This window comes from Zymomonas mobilis (genome assembly GCF_006715975.1).
In the GTDB taxonomy this organism is placed as follows: Bacteria; Pseudomonadota; Alphaproteobacteria; order Sphingomonadales; family Sphingomonadaceae; genus Zymomonas; species Zymomonas mobilis_B.
The window spans coordinates 1,657,348-1,676,793 of sequence record NZ_VFOF01000001.1 but is presented as its reverse complement, the minus strand read 5'-3'; the positions used below and the strand labels follow the sequence as shown (position 1 = coordinate 1,676,793).

Sequence of the window (19,446 nt, the reverse complement as noted above, 5' to 3'; positions counted from 1 at the left end):
AAAATGGAAGTCGGGCTATTCCTGTCAGGCAGGAGGGCTCAGTTTCAGTCTTAAAGCATGAATCCGGTCGGGTAACAGGTCGCCTAATGCCTTATGCACCATTCTTTCGCGACTGATTCGACTTTCATTTTCAAATGCTTGGGCAACAACCGTCACTGTAAAATGACTTTCGCTCCGATGCTGATGACCGGCATGACCAGCATGTTTGTTGCTGTCATCTTCGATAATCAGTTTTTTGGGTGAAAAAGCGGCTTCCAAACGCGCCTTTATCAGGCTTGCGACCGGCTTTAACGTGGCATCAGATGGGTTCTGCATATTCATAAAAGGCTTCCCCTTCGGTTTTGCTGGGATGATAGCCTACTCTAAATCGAGATGATTTATAAATTTTCTAGCTTGGGCTAAAAATTCAGTCCTAAATCCGGCGGCTGAATCAATCTTTTTTTCAATTGTTCTATTCTACTCGTTTTTTAAAAAATTCAAAATAACTGAAAAAAGACCTCATTTCGTAACATTAAAAAGGACATCGCATTCAGTTCTGACATAAAATTCTTCGGCTATCGCCGCCGATTTCCAGAATTTTAGATCAAAAACTGACGCGATGCCCTTCTATTGAAAGCGTCTTTGCCCTTTTATTTTTTATCCCGCAAAAAAATGAAAAGGCGCAAAATTACATTTCTGTATGCATCAATCGAGCCGCGCGGCTTAGCGCCATAATCGGGAAAAACTGCCGATAAAAATCATAACGCAGCATAAAAGCACGTGACAGTTCTGCACCCTGAAGCAGCCGCTTTGACAAAGCCGGATCATCCAGTTTGATCGTCTGGCCAACCCCATATCCGGGGAATCCGGTTCCAGTGAATTCGTCCTCTTGCCAGCTTCCATCTTGCTGCTGCTCGTCAATCAAATAACGGCAACCTTTGGCAATCGCGTCATAATCTTCTGGCCGATTGGCGGCGATCAATCCCATTAACGCCCATGCGGTCTGTGACGGGGTTGTGTCTCCCTTTCCAATAGAGTCAATCTCCATATAAGAAGCACAGCTTTCACCCCAACCACCATTTTCCTGTTGGCAAGCGACCAGCCAGTCACAGGCTTTGGTGATATAAGGCTGGCTCATATCTTCACCGATGGCCGCCAATGCAGGCAAAACCGCGCCGGTGCCATAAAGATAATTAACACCCCAACGCCCAAACCAAGGGCCATTCGTTTCCTGCTCTGCGCGGATATACTCCAAAGCTTTTTGAATGGCTGGCATCTCGCGCGGCAGCCCCAGCGTGCCAAAGGCTTCCAAAATATGCGCCGTCACATCGACCGAAGGCGGATCAATGGATTCGCCAAAATCACAAAACGGAATTTTCGAAAGAATGCTCTTGCTGTTATCCTTATCGAATGCGCCCCAACCGCCGCCTTCGCTTTGCATCGCGACTAACCAATTAACCGCACGGTCAATGGCATCTTCAATGCCTTTTTCTTTCCACTCTTCTTTGTCACGATAAGACGCCAGCGCAATCAAGGCGACCGCGGTATCATCGGTATCGGGATAACGATCATTGGCATATTGGAATGCCCAGCCGCCGGGTTCGACATCGGGCATCTTGATTGACCAATCGCCCTTAACGCGAATTTGACGTTCTAACAGCCAATCGGCGGCCTTATCCATTTCTGGCGTGAAACGATCTTCGGCTTTGGCATCTCGCAACGCCATCAAAGCCAACATCGTATCCCAAACCGGACTATTGGTCGCCTGTATCCAAGACGCATCGCCTTTGTCATGCCGCCAACCGGGATCATCAAGGGCAGCCAGTGCCTTCGCCATTACGGGATGATAAAGCTGGTATCCTTCGCCATGCAACGCCATCAATCCGTAAACCCAAGGCGGCTGAATGCCACCCCAACCACCATCAGCATCTTGATGACGAATAATCCATTCCAAAACATGACGGATGGCGGCTTCACGCAACGTATTGCGTTTCAAAAAAGTCGATTGAAACCAGTGTAAGCCGCGATCGGTCGTCCGGAAAAAATGCGACCAGAGATCAGCACCTTCCTTTTTCGGAAGTTCGTAATCAAAATTCTGTCGGCCTTCAGGAAACAACGCATCCAAACGGTCTTGGGGGCGCAACGGACGGCTTGGTCGTCTCGCTGACAAAATCGCGATCGGCACCATGGTTGCCCGTGCCCATTGTGCGAAATTATAAATCGAAAAGACAAAATTATCGGGAAACCAAATAATTTCAGGGGGCAGGTTAGGGGTTTTTTCCCACGGCCATTCCCCGATCAATGCCAACCAATAGCGCGTAAAGACGCGAATATTTCTCAATCCGCCTTTCGCCGCAATCCATGCACTGGCTTTCGTTAGAATGGGATCATCTTCCGAATATCCTAATGAACGCAACGCCGCATAGGCTTCTACTGTCGCATTGATATCGCCGTTACCGGCACCATGATAAACACCCCAAGACCCATCTTCACGCTGCATTTCGAGAAGGGCATTGCCTAAACGCGGGCGAAGCGGGTGATCTTCAAGGCCTAAAAACCATAAAGCTAGACACCATTCTGCTTCCATCGATGCATTGGATTCAACCGCGCCCACCCAATGACCATCAGGTTTTTGCTGTCCGATCAGCCAATCACAAGCCGAAAACAACGTGTTATTCAGGCTATTCCCCATAGCTTTGAATATCGATGTATCGCCCTTGGCTGTGGGCTCGTTGCCATTTGCCCTTCTATGGTGATCCGTTACGACTATGGTATCGGAATAAGCTTTCTGCGGCGCTTTTTCGGCACCGAAAATCTTTTTCTTCAATATGCGACTTATCGTGTTCATTCTGTCAACACCCATACGAAACAGACAAATGTTTTACTTTACTGATGTGCCGCCAGCTTTTGCCAGTGGAACCATTTTTTTGATATCGGTGAAAACGGCATCCCATTCGGTTTCCGGAATTTTAATAAAACCGATACTCCTCAGAAAGAACGCCCCCTCGGCGGCAAAAAGCATCGTTCTGATGTGCCGCGCTTCGTCCGAATCTCCTAAATTTTTACCCAGCCACTTTGCATACCACGCCTGTATTTTCTGAAGATGGCTTGGTGATTGCAGCAAAGTGACCAGCAATCCCACCATACGGGCACTTGTTGCATCATCAATCTGACTGCAAAGCTGCACATAGGCACGGGCTTGCCCCGACGGGCTCTTATCTGCTTTGGTATATTCTTCAACTTCATTATCGAATGCCGAGATCCAACGATCGATCAAGGCCGTAATCAAGTCTTCTTTACTGCCAAAACAATATTGTAAACCGCCTTTGGTAATGCCTGCCTCTTTCGCCACTGCATCCAGAGTCATGGCCGATGCACCTGCTCTTTGGACAAGCTGCTCTGCACATTTCAAGACTCTTTCCCTGTCAATGGTTCTAGGGCGCGCCATATATACCTCTTGGTTTCATTCCGTCTGGATGGAATTAAACTAGATTTTTTTTGCTTTCAAGCTATATCTAAGAAGGATATCGCAAAACAGGAAAGGATCAGGCTCTTCAACTTCGATATTCCAAGAGCCGACATATGGGGACAAGTTTGGCGGAACGAGACAGAAAAAGCACTTCAGAACGATTCCACGGGCGTGTTTCAGGCCACGATCGGCTCTGCGAACATCTGGGATGCGACCGCGCTGGCGAATTCAAAGCGCCACGTCACGCCGGAGAAACACCCCCTTCAGGGGGCGATAGCCGTTGGCACTGGTTCTGCCTTGAACATGTGCGTGCCTTCAATAACAGCTATAATTTCTTCGAAGGCATGAACCAAGACGAAATCTATCAGGCGCAACGGCCTTATAGTGGATGGGAAACGGAAAGCCGCGCTTTTGCGACCAATGGCACGACACCACCGCCTCGATGGGCTGACTTCCAAGATCCACTGGATGCAATCGCTGCCCGCTTCAAACGATCAGGCGATAAAAGTTTTTTTCATCGCAAAACCGGAAAGCGCGTTTCCCCTTCGGATGAAAAAGCCTTAAAAACTCTGGGACTTGAAGCCGATGGTGATCGGCGTAAACTTCGGAAACGGTATGCTGAATTGCTGAGGCGTTATCATCCCGACCGCAATGGAGGCAATCGCTCATATGAGAAGGCATTACAGGATGTTATCGCCGCCTATACTCATTTGAAATCCTCTGCTGTTTTTGCCTAATGCAATAAAGATATTCTCAAGGAAAGATCATGGCTGAGCTGGAAAAATTTCAATCCGACGGTGACAATATGACCGTTCTCGACGCACCGGATATCACGGTAAAGGTAAAAGATGTCTTCGGCATTGATTCCGAAATGGAAGTGCCTGCCTTTTCTATTGCTGATGAACGGGTGCCGGATCTCGATCCAGCTTATATTTTCGACAAAGAAACGACCCTCGCAATTTTGGCCGGATTTGCCTTTAATCGGCGGGTGATGGTGCAAGGCTATCACGGCACTGGCAAATCTTCTCATATCGAACAAATTGCTGCTCGTTTGAGATGGCCTTTGATGCGCGTCAATCTTGATGCTCATATCAGCCGTATCGACTTGATTGGCCGCGACGCCATTGTCCTTCGCGATGGTCAGCAGATTACCGAATTCAAGGAAGGCATTCTGCCTTGGGCTTTGCAGACGCCGACCGCGCTTGTTTTTGACGAATATGATGCCGGTCGTCCTGATGTGATGTTTGTTATTCAACGCGTCTTGGAAACCAGCGGTAAATTAACGCTGTTAGATCAAAATCGTGTCATTCGCCCAAATCCTAACTTCCGCCTATTCGCAACAGCCAATACCGTCGGGTTAGGCGATACCAGCGGCCTTTATCACGGCACACAGCAGATCAACCAAGGCCAGATGGATCGCTGGAATATCGTCACCAGACTGAATTATCTGCCTTCCGAAACCGAAGAAAAGATCATTCTGGCCAAACGCCCCGATTATGACAATGAAGAAGGCAAGGCGCTGATATCGCGCATGGTCAAGGTTGCCGATCTTACCCGTGCAGGTTTTATCAATGGCGATATTTCAACCGTGATGAGCCCTAGAACGGTTCTAAGCTGGGCTGAAAATGATGCCATTTTCAAAGACGCGGCTTTCGCCTTCAAGGTTTCCTTCCTCAACCGTTGTGATGAATCCGAAAGACCGTTGGTGGCTGAATATTATCAGCGCGTTTTCGGCCAAGAATTATCGCTGAACTAAATTCCTGATGAAAGACCGGCGTCATGGCTGAAGATACCCAACTCGATAAATTCCGGCAGTATTTAAGCGGTGTTGCCCGTGCGATTGCGGATAATCCAACCCTTGATGTCCGTTTTACGACCCAAGCCCCTTCGATGAAGGATGATGTGATCTCGGTGCCTTTACCGGACAGATCACTTTCTCCTGAAAATATGGCTTTGGCGCGTGGCGTGGCGGATTCTTTTGCTCTCAAGGCGAAATGGCATAATCCGGCATTACATGCGTCAAAAAAGCCAGTCGATACACAGGCCAGCCATATTCTGGATGGTCTAGAGCAAGCACGGGTTGAATCGCTTGGCGCTCGGGCAATGGATGGCGTGCGGCAGAATTTGCAAGTGGCGCTGGATGCGGAAATATCAAAAACCAATCTGGCGCAGGTCAAAATTCGGGAAGAGGTGCCGCTTGATATCGCGTTGCCGTTATTGTTGCGGGAAAAAATAACCGGTGATGCACCACCGGCTTCGGCGAAAAAGGCGCTAGATCTGCTGCGTCCTTGGGTCAATAAAAAAGCCAATCAGGCTTTGGATGCTTTGGCGCAGTCGGCCGCTGATCAATCGGTTTTTGCTAGTCAGGCGCTCGAATTTTTGCAGGATTTGCAAGTCCTCTCGCTACAGGATCAGCCGGAAACCAAACCCTCTGATTCTGATGACGCCCAAGGCGAAGATGAGGATGAAAGCCCAAAGGGCGGCGAAAGCAAACCCGATCAAAGCGATGCCGAAAGCGGCAGCGACGCCCCCGAAATGAAGGGGCAGGGGCAGCAAGGCGATGAAGCCGAAATAACCTCTTCGACCAGCCATGAGGGCGATGAAGGTGAAGAACAAAAAGACGGCGGCGGCGATGATGACGGCGAAGGCATTACGCCTGACCCTTCAGGGGAAAAATCATTAACGCTGAACGCCTTTGATTATAAAATCTACACCACCCGTTACGATGAAGTTGTTGCGGCGCATGACCTTTGTGACGAAGAAGAGTTGCGGCGGCTCAGGGCTTATCTCGATCAACAATTAGAAGCCCTTCACGGTATGGTGACGCGGCTTGCTAACCGATTACAACGCCGTTTGCAGGCACAGCAAAACCGTCATTGGGATTTTGATCAAGATGAAGGCTTGCTGGATTCTGCGCGCTTGTCCCGTGTCGTCGCTAACCCGCTTTTACCTTTAAGCTACAAGGTTGAAAGAGAAGCCAGCTTCAAAGACACGGTCGTTACACTGTTAATCGACAATTCCGGTTCCATGCGTGGGCGACCTATTTCGATTGCAGCTCTTTCTACCGATATTTTGGCGCGAACGCTGGAACGTTGCGGGGTCAGAACCGAAATTCTAGGCTTTACAACCCGAGCATGGAAGGGCGGCAACAGTCGAGAAGACTGGATGAATGGTGGCCGTCCGGCGGCACCGGGGCGCTTAAATGATTTACGGCATATCATTTATAAAGAAGCGGATGAACCATGGCGTCGGGCGAAAAATTCGCTCGGTCTGATGATGCGAGAAGGGCTGCTGAAAGAAAATATCGACGGCGAAGCGTTACTTTGGGCGCATAACCGCTTGATGGCACGTCCCGAAGATCGTCGGATATTGATGGTCATTTCCGATGGTGCGCCGGTGGATGATTCTACTCTGTCGGTAAACAGCAGCAGCTTTCTTGAAAAGCATCTACGCAAGGTTATCGACTGGATCGAAAACAAATCCTCGGTCGAATTATTGGCGATCGGTATCGGTCATGATGTGACCCGTTATTATAAACGTGCGGTTACGCTGATGGATGCCGAACAGTTGGGCGGTGCTATTGTCGAACAACTGGCTGCTCTTTTCGATGATAAGAAGTAGCGAGCATTGGCTTCCTTAAAGGATTGATGCCTCAATAAGAAAAATTCCAGTGCGTGTATTGCCTTAACCATAAAAAAAGCCCGACAAAATCGGGCTTTTTTTTATTCATTCTGACGGGACAGATCCTAGAACGGAACGTCATCATCCAGATCATCCATGCCAAATGGGTCATGGTTGCTATTGGAAGAAGAAGCGCCACCGCCGAAGTTATTTTCGGTTTTGCCCCATTCATTATTGGCCGGGCTAGCGTTACCGCCGCCAAATCCACCGCCAGCACCGGCACCACTGTTACCAAAGTTATTGCCGCCGCCGTTGAAATCGCCGCCACCGCTATTGCTGCGGCCATCCAACATCACAAGGCTGGCATTAAAGCCCTGCAAAACGACTTCGGTTGAATAGCGATCCTGACCAGATTGATCCTGCCATTTACGGGTCTGCAACTGACCTTCAATATAAACCTTGCTGCCTTTACGCAGATATTGTTCGGCAACCTTAACCAGACCTTCGCTGAAAATAGCGACAGAATGCCATTCTGTTTTTTCGCGACGTTCGCCCGTATTGCGGTCGCGCCATGATTCAGACGTTGCAATCTTCAAATTGGCAACTCTGTTACCATTGCTAAAGGTTCTTACTTCTGGATCACGCCCTAAATTACCCAGCAAGATGACCTTGTTGACACTGCCTGCCATAAAATTCCCTCAAAATATTGCTGTCGCTCGCTTAGCTGTTTTTTAGCGTTGCCCCAAGACCTTCTGCAAAAGGCCTTGGGAAAAAACAGCGATATCCTTTTTTAAAGGCCGAACATCTGCGCGACATGAAAAACGATTGTCGCGGCAATATAGGCAAGTGTAAACAGGTAGCACAAGGTGAATATCGGCCATTTCCAGCCATTGGTCTCACGACGAATGACCGCGATCGTCGATAAGCATTGCGGCGCAAACACAAACCAAGCCAAAAAGGCAAGGGCTTGAGACAACGGCCATGCTTTTCTCAATGTGCCGATCAGGGATTCCTGCGTTTTGTCTTCGTCACTGCTATCAATGGAATAAACTGTGGCCAAAGCACTGACGGCAACTTCACGCGCCGCCATGGCCGGAATAACTGCCATGGTCATGGCATGATTAAAACCAGCCGGCTTCATGATCGGATCAAGGGCGGCGGCAACCCGTCCGGCAATTGAATATTCACTTTGCGGCACACCTTCCGGCGCACGCGGGAAAGCCAATACTGCCCATAAAGCCACCGAAACGGTCAAAATGATCGTGCCGGCGCGTTTCAAAAAGATCATCGCTCTTTGCCACAGGCCAAGCACGATATCCCGTAAAATAGGCGTCTGGTAACGTGGCATTTCAATCAGGAATAAACCCGATTTACCCTTTGCCAAGGTATAGCGGAACACCAATGCGACCAACATGGCGGCAACGATACCGGCCACATAGAGCAAGAACATAACCAGCCCTTGCAAACCAATCTTCAAACCGATTTCTTTATCCGGCACAAAAGCGCCGATAATCACGGTATAAAGCGGAAGACGGGCGGAACAGGTCATCAAAGGCGCGATCAAAATCGTTGTTAAACGGCTTTTCGGGTCTTCGATTGAGCGGGTCGCCATAATTCCCGGAATGGCACAAGCAAAAGATGATAACAGCGGAATAAAGGCACGGCCTGTTAATCCCACTCTGGCCATCATTCTATCCATCAAGAAGGCCGCTCTCACCATATAGCCGGAGCCTTCGAGCAACAGGATAAAGAGAAACAGAATAAGAATCTGGGGTAAAAAGACCAAAACCGAACCGACACCGGCAATCACACCATCCACAATCAAGGAACGGAACAGGCCTTCCGGTAATAACGGCCGGATAAAGGCTTCCAAAGCAGTAAAGCCGTCTTCAATCCAGCTGATCGGGGTCTGTGACCAGGCAAAAACAGCCTGAAACATGAAAAACATCAGACCGGCGAGAATGATCGGGCCCAAAAAGGGATGCAAAACAATATCGTCGATCTTTTGTGACCATCCTTTGGCCTTGTGAACGACCTTGGTGACTTCCTTGGTCAATTCGCTGGCTTTGGGCTGGTAAGACGAAATATCTTGCAAAATAGGCGTGCCGCTAGCCTCTAAAATGGCTGCATTTTCAGCTTTTTTAGGCGCATGAACAGCCATCTGATCGACCAGATGCGCCACTTCCTGCTTTAATTCTTCGATACCACGGCGTCTGACCGCGACTGTCGGAATAACTTTGGCACCCAGCTTTTCAGACAAAAGCTCTATGTTGATTTCCAAACCGTCCCGCTGTGCCATATCAACCATATTGAGGGCAAAAACGGTTGGAATTTTTAAACTCAACAACTGCAAAGCAAAGCGCAAATGAAGCGGCAAATTCGTCGCGTCCAGAACCACCAACAGGATATCCGGCACTTTTTCATTGGGCATTTGTCCGAATAACACGTCACGCGTTACCCGTTCATCGGCACTACCCGGATCAAGACTGTAGGTTCCCGGCAAATCGACCACTTCCACCGGACGACCATCCGGTAAAGCCATATGTCCATATTTCCGTTCAACCGTTACCCCCGGATAATTTCCGACTTTTTGATGGGCGCCGGTCAAGGCGTTGAATAAAGCGGATTTACCCGTATTCGGATTACCAACCATGGCAATCAACGGGTTCTCGCTATTTATCGTGGGGGGCGAACTATCTTCGCAATGTCCGTTCATGGAAGTCAGGCCTGTCCTACAGTGGATAGAGAAGGGGAAGCTTTATCGGATAGGGCTGGTTCCGGTGTTGCGTCAGGCGCTTTGACAGAAATAACCGAAGCTTCACTTTGGCGAATGGCGATTAATATTCTATCGACCCGACAGGCGATCGGGTCGTGACTGATCGGGGCAAAATGCTTTAATTCAACTTCTGCACCTTTATGAAAACCTAAATCCCGCAAACGGCGTCCGATTTCAGGGGTCAAGGCGGACCAGTCGATATCTGTGATAACCGCTGCTTTCTTTAATGGTAGTTCATTAAGGCGCATAGTTATTATCCTATTAAAACCGTATTTAGACTATATCTTTTTCTTCTTATCGGTTTTGAATTTTTAAAACATAATCTAAAAGTAGTTTTCTCATTGATGTTGGCAATGACTGATATAAATATTCCTTGTCATAAAACGGTAGATAATGCAACTGCCTATCAATATAATGATACGTTATAACATATTGTTGTTATAACAAGGGTTGGCCAAAAAAACGTCTCTTCACTTTAAAGACTACACACCTTTTCCAGGATTTACTTCTCTGCTATCCAGCAGTTTTCCAGTCTTTGAAAAAATTAAGGATTGCTCTGTTATTGCCATGACAGGGTGGGAACAACCTTTTCTTCGACTTAGCCTTGGGTAACCCTATGCCTTATACTCCCTTCGTTCCGCTGAGGATTTTTTCCGGCTTTACTATGCTGGAAGGGGCGATCGAGCCAAAAGACATCACCCAACACGCCAAGAAACTGGGCTTTCCGGCGGCGGCGATTTGCGACCGTAACGGCCTCTATGGCGTCATGACTTTTTCGGATACGGGTAAAAAAGACGGTGTGCAGCCGGTCCTAGGTAGCCTTCTTGCCGTTGCCCGTCCGGTTCGTGGTGGCGATGCCAGCGGTCAAGAACTCAAAATCGACTGGCTCCCGCTCTATGCACAGGATGAAGACGGCTATAACAATCTCTGTGCCTTGGTGTCTCATGCCCATCTAGGTCGCCCACTTGAATTGCCGCCGCATGTCTCGATGGAATTTCTGGAACAGCATAAAAAAGGACTGATCGCGCTTACGGGTGGCAAAGAAGGCGCTTTGGCAAGATTGCTGGCCGAAGAACAGCAAAGCGAAGCCGAAGCCTATCTCACCCGTTTACAGGAAATTTTCCCTGACCATTTATATATTGAACTTTCCAGACGTGGCGAAGCCATAGAAGAGGCTGCCGAGGACGGATTAATTGATCTCGCCTATGATCGCGATATTCCTTTGGTCGCGACTAATCCGGTCTGTTTTCTTGAAGCCGATTTTCATCCCGCCCATGACGCGATGCTCTGTATCGCCGATTCCGCTTATGTGGACAGCCCAGATCGGCGGCAAAGTTCCCCCGAAGCATGGATGAAATCCGGCGAAGAAATGGCGCGGATATTTGAAGACATACCAGAAGCCCTTCAAAACAGCTTAGTAGTTGCCCAACGCTGTGCCTTTGCAGCTCCTGTTCGTAAACCGATTTTGCCCAGCTTGGCCGGTGACCGCGAAGGTGAAACCCTGATGCTGCGGAAAGACGCATGGGCAGGCTTGGAAGCCCGCTTGGCCGCCATGTCCACGCCAGTTGACCGGAAAGCCTATGAAGAACGGCTGCAATATGAATTAAATATCATCGAAAATATGGGTTTTCCGGGTTACTTCCTGATCGTTGCCGATTTTATCAAATGGGCAAAAAATAACCAGATTCCGGTCGGGCCGGGTCGTGGCTCCGGTGCTGGCTCGGTAGTGGCATGGGCATTGACAATCACCAATCTTGATCCGTTAAGACTGGGCTTGCTGTTTGAACGCTTTTTGAATCCAGAACGTGTCTCGATGCCGGATTTCGATATCGATTTCTGCGAAACGCGGCGTTCCGAAGTTATCAGCTATGTGCAGCATAAATACGGCCTAGATCATGTCGCACAGATCATTACCTTTGGGCGGATGAAGGCGCGCGCTGTTCTGAAAGATACCGGACGCGTTTTGCAAATGAGCTATGGTCAGGTCGATCGCTTGGCAAAATTGGTGCCCAGTCAGGCCAGCGATCCTTGGACATTGGATCGGGCATTAAAAGGCGTGCCTGAAATAGCCAAAGCTTACGAAACCGAAGAAGAAGTGCATCGCCTGCTTGATCTTGCGATGAAACTGGAAGGCCTGCCACGGCACAGCTCAACCCATGCGGCGGGTGTGGTTATCGGTGACCGTCCTTTACATAAATTGGTGCCGCTCTATCGCGATCCCCGTTCTGATTTCCCCGTGACCCAATTCGACATGAAATATGTCGAAAAAACGGGATTGGTGAAATTCGACTTTTTGGGACTAAAAACGCTCTCCGTTCTGAATAAAGCCGTTCAAATGCTAAAAGCGCGTGGGGTCGAGGTTGATCTCGATCATATACCGCTTGATGATGAAGCCGTTTTTGAATTGCTGAAACAGGGTGATACCGTCGGGGTGTTCCAGTTGGAATCCGAAGGGATGAGACGGACGCTTGCTGCGGTTAAACCAACCCGTTTCGAAGACATCATCGCCCTCGTTGCGCTCTATCGTCCGGGGCCAATGGATAACATCCCCAGCTTTGGCGCACGTAAAAATGGTGGCGAGGAAATTGTTTATCCGCATCCCTTGCTCGAACCCGTTTTAAAAGAAACCTATGGCATCATCGTCTATCAGGAACAGGTGATGCAGGCTGCGCAGGTCTTGGCGGGGTATTCTCTTGGGGAAGCCGATCTGTTGCGGCGCGCCATGGGTAAAAAAATCCAATCAGAAATGGATGCCCAACGGTCACGCTTTGTCGATGGCAGCAAAGCCCATAATATCAGTCCCGACCAAGCCAACCAGCTTTTCGATTTGATTGATAAATTCGCAGGCTACGGTTTCAATAAAAGCCACGCCGCCGCCTATGCTTTGGTCGCTTATCAAACCGCATGGCTAAAAGCCCATTATCGCGCCGAATTTTATGCTGCTGCGATGTGCTTCGATATGGCTTTGACTGACAAATTACAGGTCTTTGTCGATGATATGCGGCGTTCCGGTCTCCGCTATCTCCCGCCCGATATCAATCGCAGCCAATCTGATTTCACGGTGGAAGACGGCTGCGTCCGCTACGCTTTAGGCGCTTTAAAAGGTGTCGGTGAAAAGGCGATGGATGACATCTGTCAGGAACGCGAAAAAAACGGCGCCTTTAAAAGCCTTGATGATTTCATCAATCGCATCAATCCTGAACATCTGAATCGGCGGCAACTGGAAAGTCTGGCTTCTGCCGGTGCCTTTGACTCTCTTGGCCTTGACCGCTGTGCCGTCAAACACAGCAGTGAAATGATTATTGGCATGGCGGCTGGTATCCACCGGATGCGGAAAAGCGGGCAGGGCGGTCTTTTCGGCATGGAAGAAATGGCCATGCCTTCCATTAAATTACCGGAAGACAAAATCTGGAGCTTGTCTGAACGGATGAATGCCGAAAAAGAAGCCTTCGGTTTTTTCTTTTCTTCTCATCCGATTGATAATTATCGCTCTTTGCTTTCCAGCCTACGGATTAGAAGCCGTGCCGATATCAATCGCTTGGCACCCCCTTCTTATCCACAAGATGACGAGAACCCCCAAGATTACCGCAAAAAACGGATTTCCACCCAAATGGCGGCGATGATCGAAGATGTCCGCTGGCGGGATTCTGCCCGTGGGCGGCGCTATATGATGGTGGCGGCCTCCGATGCTACGGGGCAGTTTTTTGCCAGTTGCTTTGATGAAACCGCGACTAAAAATTTGGAAAAGGCTGCCAAAGAAAAAGCCTGCGTTTTAATGGAGGTCGAACTGGATTGGCGACCGGGTGATGAAGCACCCCGAATTTCGATCCGATCAATCCAGCCTTGCGAAGAATTAACCTCCAGCGCCCGCCTCAAAATGACCATTGCCACGGGCGATGAAAAAGCGATCCCGCCATTAGCTGATCTTATTAATCAGCACCGAGGCGGCCAAGGCGAATTATATATTCGCGCCTTGCTCCCTCAAGGTGGCTCTGTCGATTATTTGATTGGTCGGAATTTTATTCTCAGCGCTGAATTAAAAGCCAAGATAAAACGCCTGTCCGGTATCGAAGATGTAAAACTAAAATCCTTTTTTGAAGAGAAAGAAAAACAAAAACAAGAAAACGCCCAAAAACAACCAGCCTATGCCTAAAAAACTAAAATAGGGCAGTATTGTTATTAAAAATCGCTAACAGAGTGAGTCTAAACATTCTGAGCTAGCGTGAGCGTTAAGCCAATGCTATTTTTGCTAACGGGCTCTTTTCGCATATGGTGTTAAAAGCGCATGAACCTCATAACAAAACGGCTCCAATTACGAGAATGGCGGGATGCTGATCGGGAACCCTTCGCAGAAATATCTGCCGATCCCGCTGTTATGGAATTCTTGATACCTCTCCAACGTGAAAAAGCTTTAGGGGAGTGGATCGACAATCAGATCAATCACATGCAAGCGCATGGCTTTTGTTTTTGGGCAGTTGAACGCAAAGAAGACGGGATCTTTATCGGAACGGTTGGACTTCGCAAAGTTGGTTATGAAGCTTTCTTTACCCCAGCCGTCGAAATAGGGTGGCGTATCGCTCGCCCTTTCTGGGGACTCGGCTACGCACCCGAAGCCGCCCAAGCCTGTTTGCAATTCGGATTTGATACGCTGAATCTAAGCGAAATTATCGCTATTACCGTGCCTTCCAATTTAAAATCACGCCGCGTCATGTCAAAATTGGGCATGGCATATAATCCTAACGAAGATTTCGACCATCCTCTTGTTCCAAAAGGGCATTATCTCCGCCGCCATGTCCTTTATCGGCTACTTCGCGATCAGTGGCAAAACAACAATTGATGACTTACCACGGCTGAATGCCATCAAGAAAATACATGCTTCCAACAAAAACAGGCCGCCTAAAATGACGACCTGCGATATTTAAAAAACAAGCGACATTTGCCAAATTTAAAGGATGGTATTTTCTTCCTGCAATCGTTTCAGGCGCAAAGCCAACATCGCCATACCGATACCTTCACTGACGAAGGCAAATCCGACAGCCAACCCCAAAAAGGCTAAAGACGTCTTGTCGCTGGAAAAGAACAGGAACAACGCGATTAGGGTATTCACAGCCCCCCGCAACAGCAGCCAATTTCTTTCGGTCGCAATACGAGAGGCAATAAAAAGCTGGGTTAATCCGACCAGCAACAGCCAACAGGCAATCAACCAGACAATGGTCAAGGCGCTTGCCACCGGATATTCGATCGCGATAACGCCAGTAACAAAGGCGATCACACCGCAAATAATATCGAGCCAATGCCCTCTGATATGGCGACTGCTAAAACCGGAAATGATGGCGAAAATAGCCGCAACGACCAACAGCCACCCAAAGAATAATCCGCTGGCGATCGACATCGTAAAAGGAAAGCATAAAGCGGCACCACCAACGAGGATTTGACAGGCTGCATACGCCATTGTCCATCCCCAGCTGCGGTTTTCAGAAAATAGGCGTCTCATTTTTTCTTCTCCGCAGAGACTAAATAACATTTTTACGCTTAGAGCGAAGCCGAACAAACGCAGTATAATGCTAATAGTAATAAAAAGAAAATGAGGCGGATAGTTCCTGTTTTCTATAAAATAGGAAGAAAAATCTTTGTATTCTGAAGGTTTCTCAAGCCATTTTGGCAAAAAACATCCTTTATCCAAAAAACAACCGGCTTTTTACAGCCGGTTGCTCCAAATGGTTTAAGCTACTACCTGCATCAGGGAAGCAAACATATTGTAACCATCTTTGCCACCATGAGCGGCTTCGATCATTCTTTCAGGATGGGGCATCAAGCCCAAAACATTCCCTTTTTTATTCAACACACCGGCAATGTTGCGGGCAGAACCGTTTACATTCTCGGTATAGCGAAGCGCCACGCGGCCTTCGTCTTCCAGCTGATCCAAGGTGGCTTCATCGGCACTAAAGTTACCGTCATGATGCGCAACCGGCAGATGGATTTTCTGGTTTTTCTTGTAAAGGCGAGTGAAGGAGGATGCCGTATTCAAAACTTCCAGACCAACATTCCGGCAGATAAAGGATAAACCGGCATTCCGCATCAATGCACCGGGCAACAGACCTGCTTCGGTCAAAATCTGGAATCCGTTACAGATACCTAAAACCGGCACACCACGATCAGCCTGTTTGACAACTGCCGACATTACCGCTGATCGAGCAGCCATAGCTCCGGAACGAAGGTAATCCCCATAGGAAAATCCCCCTGGAACGGCGATGAGGTCAAGATCATCAGGCAATTCGGTTTCCTGATGCCATACCATCGCAGGCTCGGTGCCACAGATTTTCTCAATCGCAACAGCCAGATCCCGATCGCAATTGGAGCCCGGAAAAACAAGGACAGCAGCTTTCATCAGGCAACCTTCTCGATATGAAAGCTTTCAATGACCATATTCGCCAATAGCTTCCGGCACATATCCTCAATTTCCTGATCGGTGACGTTATCATCCAGATCAAGTTCGATTAAGCGGCCGACCCGCACATTGTTGACGCCAGAAAATCCGAGCCGTTCCAATGCGTGATGGATAGCTTTACCCTGAGGATCGAGAACGCCATTCTTCAGCGTCACATGAACATTAGCCTTCACTACCGCGTTCTCCCTAATTTAATCGTAACAGGCTTCAAAGCGTTCATAGCCATCCGCCTTTTTGATACAAGAGACCGTGAAAATCAGTCTCGTCAATAAATTCAGCCTTCCTCTAAATTATACCGCCTGAAAAGAGAAGGGCTAGGCAGGATAAAAAACGATCACCAAAAGCGCATACAACCAATATTAAAGCCCCATGCGGGTCAGGTCATGGATATGAAGCAAGCCAACTGGCTGTTTTGCGCCATTCTTGCCAAGAATAAACAGGCTGGTGATTCGTTTTTCGGTCATCAAAATAAGCGCATCTTCGGCCATATCATTGGCGCACATTGTCACCGGATCAGATGTCATGACGTCTTCGGCACTGCTTTCCATTAAATGATCGGCATGGCGTCTCAAATCGCCATCGGTAATCACACCCAGCAATTCGCCATTGTCATCGACAACACCCGCGGTTCCAAAGCTTTTACGGCTCATCGTCACCAACACATCGCGCATCGGTTCCTTGCGATGAACCAAGGGCAGGGCATCCCCTTCATGCATCAAACGACTGATAGATTGTAACCGAAAACCGATCTGCCCACCCGGATGCAGCAATTTAAAACCATCACGGGAAAACCCGCGATGTCGCATGATACAAACTGCTAATGCATCCCCTAAAGCCATGGTTAAAGTCGTCGAGGTCGTCGGCGCAATATTCGCAGGGCAAGCCTCTTTTAACTCTGGTAAACGCAAAGTCAGATAGGCTTCTTTCGGCAATATATCGCCTTTTTGCGAAGTGATGACGATCACCGGTACCTGCAACGTCTGAGCGTAGCTAATCATCGGCAATAATTCTCGGGTGCGCCCTGAAAAGGAAATCGCAATCAGGATATCGCCACTCATCATCATGCCCAAATCACCATGCGCCGCTTCGGCCGGATGAATGAAAAAAGCAGAAGACCCCGTAGAAGCCAATGTCGCCGCAATCTTCCGGCCAACGTGACCGGATTTTCCGATACCGCTTATAATAATGCGTCCGTGCGTCTCGATTAACAGGGCAACGGCTTTTGCAAAATCGCTACCGATCGAGGCTGCCAAATGATGCATAGCGGTCGCTTCGGACAGGATGACATTTCGTCCATGCTTGATAAATTGACTATAGCAAGGATCTTCTAACGACGTCGTGTCATCGGCTGCCTGAAGAGAGTGTTGCATATTTAAAAGCCCCTACCGCACTGTTATGACCATGGTCGGATACTGTCTTCATCATAACGAATGAAATTTATCCCGAGGTCAGATTAATTTTTTATTGTTTTATATTACGGATGTTTTGTCATCTTTTTACAAAATTAAATAACAAAACACCCTTGCGTTTTTCCTGATATTTTGTCTTAATCCAAAAAATGTTGAAGCATTTTATCTTTACATAAATTAACAAAACAGAAATATCTGACAATTGTCACAATTTTGGTGCATTCTGTTGTCTATTTCGTATGGGTTGTGACTGTATATGAAAGCGTTTTTGGGGGAGCGCTCAATAATACAATTACCAACAAAAATTATCATTTTTTGTTCATTTTTAAGCAAGCAAAAGCCTTCTATCGTAAGGCTTGAATGCTGAAAATAGGCTTTTTATAGCGATTGCGATCTGAGGAGAGGGTTAGCCAGCCATATGCATGACGAAACAGACGGTCCCAACATACCTCGTCCGGACGATAAACAAGAGAAAAATGAGCCGTCTTCTGCTCCCTCTCTTTCCAAAAAAGGGAAATTAAAAAGCTGGATTATCTGTTTGATAGTTATAGGTTTTATCTTTTTCCTGATCGCCTATATTGCGCATCACAACAACACCAATACCAAGAAAGCCGGTGCCAGCCATAGTCGGCATGGCAAGTCCTCAAAAATGGGGCCTCCGGGTGATGACGGCGACATGCCGATTACGGTCGGTATCGTCAAAAGTGCAACAGCTGATGTCCCCATTGTGGTCGAAGCTTTGGGCACGGTGACGCCTGTTTCAACGATTACGGTGAAACCGCAGGTCTCTGGCTACATCAAACGGATTCTTTATACCGAAGGGCAGATGGTCAAAGAAGGCCAGCCTCTCGCCCTTATTGATCCTCGCCTCTATGCGGCGCAGCTCGTTCAAAACGAAGGCGCTCTCAGACGGGACACGGCACAGCTTGAAAATGCCCGCATCCAATTGGCACGTGATCGGCAGCTTGGTTCGGATTCTATTGCTAAACAGGATGTCGATACACAGGCTGCTACGGTTCACCAGTTAGAAGGCACTGTCGAGGCTGATCGTGGAGCGGTTGAATATTCCAAGGTCAATCTTGGTTACACGACTATCCCGTCACCGGTTACCGGACGGGTCGGACTGCGTCCGGTCGATCAGGGTAACTATATCGCTGCCGGTGATAGCACCGGTGTTGCGGTGGTAACCTCCCTCGATCCGATCGACGTTGTCTTCACGATGGCACAGGATTTTGTCCCAGAAGTCGAAAAACAGGTTATGACGGGACGCCAATTAACCGGTACCGCTTTTGATCGAACGAAAACCGAAAATCTTGGGGATGGCTGGCTGCTCACCCTTGATAACCGGATCGACACGACCAGCGGTACGGTAAAAGGCAAAATCCGCTTCCATAACAGCAATGGAAAGCTGTTCCCGAACCAGTTCGTCAATATTCATTTAAATGTTGAAACCCTGCGCCACGTTGTGACCGTGCCTTCAACCGCCATTCGTCAGGCCGATAGCGGAAGCTATGTCTGGTTGGTCGATAACCAGCGGAAGGTGCATCGTCATTTTGTTACAACGGGCAGCAGCTATGGCGATAACATCGTCATTCTGAAAGGGTTGGATATCAATCAGTCGGTTGTCACCGAAGGGGGTGATCGCCTGATCGAAAATTCCGAGGTTCAGACTCCGGCTGAATCTTCCAAGGAAATGAATATCAAAACCCAGAATAATACGGGCAAAACGCAGGCTAAATCATAA

At 48.4% G+C, this 19,446-nt stretch carries 16 protein-coding genes; 6 read left to right on the top strand and 10 right to left on the bottom strand.

Features of this window, described 5'->3' with window-relative positions:
- Positions 1-24: 24 nt before the first annotated feature.
- The 3 genes from FBY58_RS07305 to FBY58_RS07295 all read right to left on the bottom strand — a co-directional run bounded on the left by FBY58_RS07305 (position 25) and on the right by FBY58_RS07295 (position 3,427).
- Positions 25-321 (bottom strand): BolA family transcriptional regulator, encoded by a 297-nt coding sequence (locus tag FBY58_RS07305; RefSeq protein WP_141920316.1) that lies wholly within the window; start codon positions 319-321, stop codon positions 25-27.
- Between the two features lie 346 nt (positions 322-667).
- The gene (gene shc / locus FBY58_RS07300; RefSeq protein WP_185738183.1) at positions 668-2,827 is read right to left on the bottom strand and encodes a squalene--hopene cyclase; all 2,160 of its coding nucleotides are present in this window, start codon (positions 2,825-2,827) and stop codon (positions 668-670) included.
- A 33-nt stretch (positions 2,828-2,860) separates the two neighbouring features.
- Positions 2,861-3,427, bottom strand: coding sequence for a TetR/AcrR family transcriptional regulator (locus FBY58_RS07295; protein ID WP_141920312.1), 567 nt, complete (start codon positions 3,425-3,427; stop codon positions 2,861-2,863).
- Positions 3,428-3,561: 134 nt separating this feature from the next.
- On the opposite strand from FBY58_RS07295, the gene FBY58_RS07290 reads away from it, so the two are divergent.
- From FBY58_RS07290 to cobT, 3 genes are read left to right on the top strand one after another with little or no spacing between them, the layout of a single operon-like run.
- Positions 3,562-4,185, top strand: coding sequence for a J domain-containing protein (locus tag FBY58_RS07290; protein WP_141920310.1), 624 nt, complete (start codon positions 3,562-3,564; stop codon positions 4,183-4,185).
- A gap of 29 nt (positions 4,186-4,214) precedes the next feature.
- The gene (cobS, locus tag FBY58_RS07285; protein ID WP_141920308.1) at positions 4,215-5,204 is read left to right on the top strand and encodes a cobaltochelatase subunit CobS; all 990 of its coding nucleotides are present in this window, start codon (positions 4,215-4,217) and stop codon (positions 5,202-5,204) included.
- A 23-nt stretch (positions 5,205-5,227) separates the two neighbouring features.
- Complete coding sequence (cobT, locus tag FBY58_RS07280) at positions 5,228-7,069, top strand: cobaltochelatase subunit CobT (protein ID WP_141920306.1); 1,842 nt, start codon at positions 5,228-5,230, stop codon at positions 7,067-7,069.
- A gap of 125 nt (positions 7,070-7,194) precedes the next feature.
- Here the strand turns inward: cobT and ssb are convergent, their stop codons facing one another.
- The 3 genes from ssb to FBY58_RS07265 form a co-directional block, all read right to left on the bottom strand.
- Positions 7,195-7,758, bottom strand: a complete 564-nt coding sequence (ssb, locus tag FBY58_RS07275) for a single-stranded DNA-binding protein (protein WP_141920305.1) — start codon at positions 7,756-7,758, stop codon at positions 7,195-7,197.
- Between the two features lie 101 nt (positions 7,759-7,859).
- Complete coding sequence (gene feoB, locus FBY58_RS07270) at positions 7,860-9,785, bottom strand: ferrous iron transport protein B (protein WP_141920303.1); 1,926 nt, start codon at positions 9,783-9,785, stop codon at positions 7,860-7,862.
- Between the two features lie 5 nt (positions 9,786-9,790).
- Positions 9,791-10,093 (bottom strand): FeoA family protein, encoded by a 303-nt coding sequence (locus FBY58_RS07265; protein WP_141920301.1) that lies wholly within the window; start codon positions 10,091-10,093, stop codon positions 9,791-9,793.
- A 368-nt stretch (positions 10,094-10,461) separates the two neighbouring features.
- On the opposite strand from FBY58_RS07265, the gene dnaE reads away from it, so the two are divergent.
- Both dnaE and FBY58_RS07255 read left to right on the top strand, forming a co-directional pair.
- Positions 10,462-13,998: a DNA polymerase III subunit alpha gene (dnaE, locus tag FBY58_RS07260; RefSeq protein WP_141920300.1), complete on the top strand. Its 3,537-nt coding sequence runs from the start codon at positions 10,462-10,464 to the stop codon at positions 13,996-13,998.
- 132 nt (positions 13,999-14,130) lie between these two features.
- Complete coding sequence (locus FBY58_RS07255) at positions 14,131-14,682, top strand: GNAT family N-acetyltransferase (protein ID WP_141920298.1); 552 nt, start codon at positions 14,131-14,133, stop codon at positions 14,680-14,682.
- 108 nt (positions 14,683-14,790) lie between these two features.
- Here the strand turns inward: FBY58_RS07255 and FBY58_RS07250 are convergent, their stop codons facing one another.
- The 4 genes from FBY58_RS07250 to FBY58_RS07235 form a co-directional block, all read right to left on the bottom strand.
- A complete protein-coding gene (locus FBY58_RS07250) occupies positions 14,791-15,339 on the bottom strand; it encodes an HdeD family acid-resistance protein (protein ID WP_141920297.1) in 549 nt (182 codons plus the stop codon).
- Between the two features lie 228 nt (positions 15,340-15,567).
- Positions 15,568-16,233 (bottom strand): phosphoribosylformylglycinamidine synthase subunit PurQ, encoded by a 666-nt coding sequence (gene purQ, locus FBY58_RS07245; RefSeq protein ID WP_141920295.1) that lies wholly within the window; start codon positions 16,231-16,233, stop codon positions 15,568-15,570.
- Positions 16,233-16,466: a phosphoribosylformylglycinamidine synthase subunit PurS gene (gene purS / locus FBY58_RS07240; protein WP_141920293.1), complete on the bottom strand. Its 234-nt coding sequence runs from the start codon at positions 16,464-16,466 to the stop codon at positions 16,233-16,235. The genes purQ and purS overlap by 1 nt, the downstream gene beginning before the upstream one ends.
- Positions 16,467-16,652: 186 nt before the next feature.
- A complete protein-coding gene (locus tag FBY58_RS07235) occupies positions 16,653-17,663 on the bottom strand; it encodes an SIS domain-containing protein (RefSeq protein ID WP_141920292.1) in 1,011 nt (336 codons plus the stop codon).
- Positions 17,664-18,120: 457 nt separating this feature from the next.
- Here FBY58_RS07235 and FBY58_RS07230 point away from each other — a divergent pair, with 457 nt between their 5' ends.
- A complete protein-coding gene (locus tag FBY58_RS07230; protein ID WP_141920290.1) occupies positions 18,121-19,446 on the top strand; it encodes an efflux RND transporter periplasmic adaptor subunit in 1,326 nt (441 codons plus the stop codon).

Bases quoted from the DNA above. Each gene is read 5' to 3' on its own strand.
- FBY58_RS07305 (WP_141920316.1), bottom strand. From the start codon at position 321: ATGAATATGCAGAACCCATCTGATGCCACGTTAAAGCCGGTCGCAAGC.
- shc (WP_185738183.1), bottom strand. From the start codon at position 2,827: ATGAACACGATAAGTCGCATATTGAAGAAAAAGATTTTCGGTGCCGAA.
- FBY58_RS07295 (WP_141920312.1), bottom strand. From the start codon at position 3,427: ATGGCGCGCCCTAGAACCATTGACAGGGAAAGAGTCTTGAAATGTGCA.
- FBY58_RS07290 (WP_141920310.1), top strand. From the start codon at position 3,562: ATGGGGACAAGTTTGGCGGAACGAGACAGAAAAAGCACTTCAGAACGA.
- cobS (WP_141920308.1), top strand. From the start codon at position 4,215: ATGGCTGAGCTGGAAAAATTTCAATCCGACGGTGACAATATGACCGTT.
- cobT (WP_141920306.1), top strand. From the start codon at position 5,228: ATGGCTGAAGATACCCAACTCGATAAATTCCGGCAGTATTTAAGCGGT.
- ssb (WP_141920305.1), bottom strand. From the start codon at position 7,758: ATGGCAGGCAGTGTCAACAAGGTCATCTTGCTGGGTAATTTAGGGCGT.
- feoB (WP_141920303.1), bottom strand. From the start codon at position 9,785: ATGAACGGACATTGCGAAGATAGTTCGCCCCCCACGATAAATAGCGAG.
- FBY58_RS07265 (WP_141920301.1), bottom strand. From the start codon at position 10,093: ATGCGCCTTAATGAACTACCATTAAAGAAAGCAGCGGTTATCACAGAT.
- dnaE (WP_141920300.1), top strand. From the start codon at position 10,462: ATGCCTTATACTCCCTTCGTTCCGCTGAGGATTTTTTCCGGCTTTACT.
- FBY58_RS07255 (WP_141920298.1), top strand. From the start codon at position 14,131: ATGAACCTCATAACAAAACGGCTCCAATTACGAGAATGGCGGGATGCT.
- FBY58_RS07250 (WP_141920297.1), bottom strand. From the start codon at position 15,339: ATGAGACGCCTATTTTCTGAAAACCGCAGCTGGGGATGGACAATGGCG.
- purQ (WP_141920295.1), bottom strand. From the start codon at position 16,233: ATGAAAGCTGCTGTCCTTGTTTTTCCGGGCTCCAATTGCGATCGGGAT.
- FBY58_RS07235 (WP_141920292.1), bottom strand. From the start codon at position 17,663: ATGCAACACTCTCTTCAGGCAGCCGATGACACGACGTCGTTAGAAGAT.
- FBY58_RS07230 (WP_141920290.1), top strand. From the start codon at position 18,121: ATGCATGACGAAACAGACGGTCCCAACATACCTCGTCCGGACGATAAA.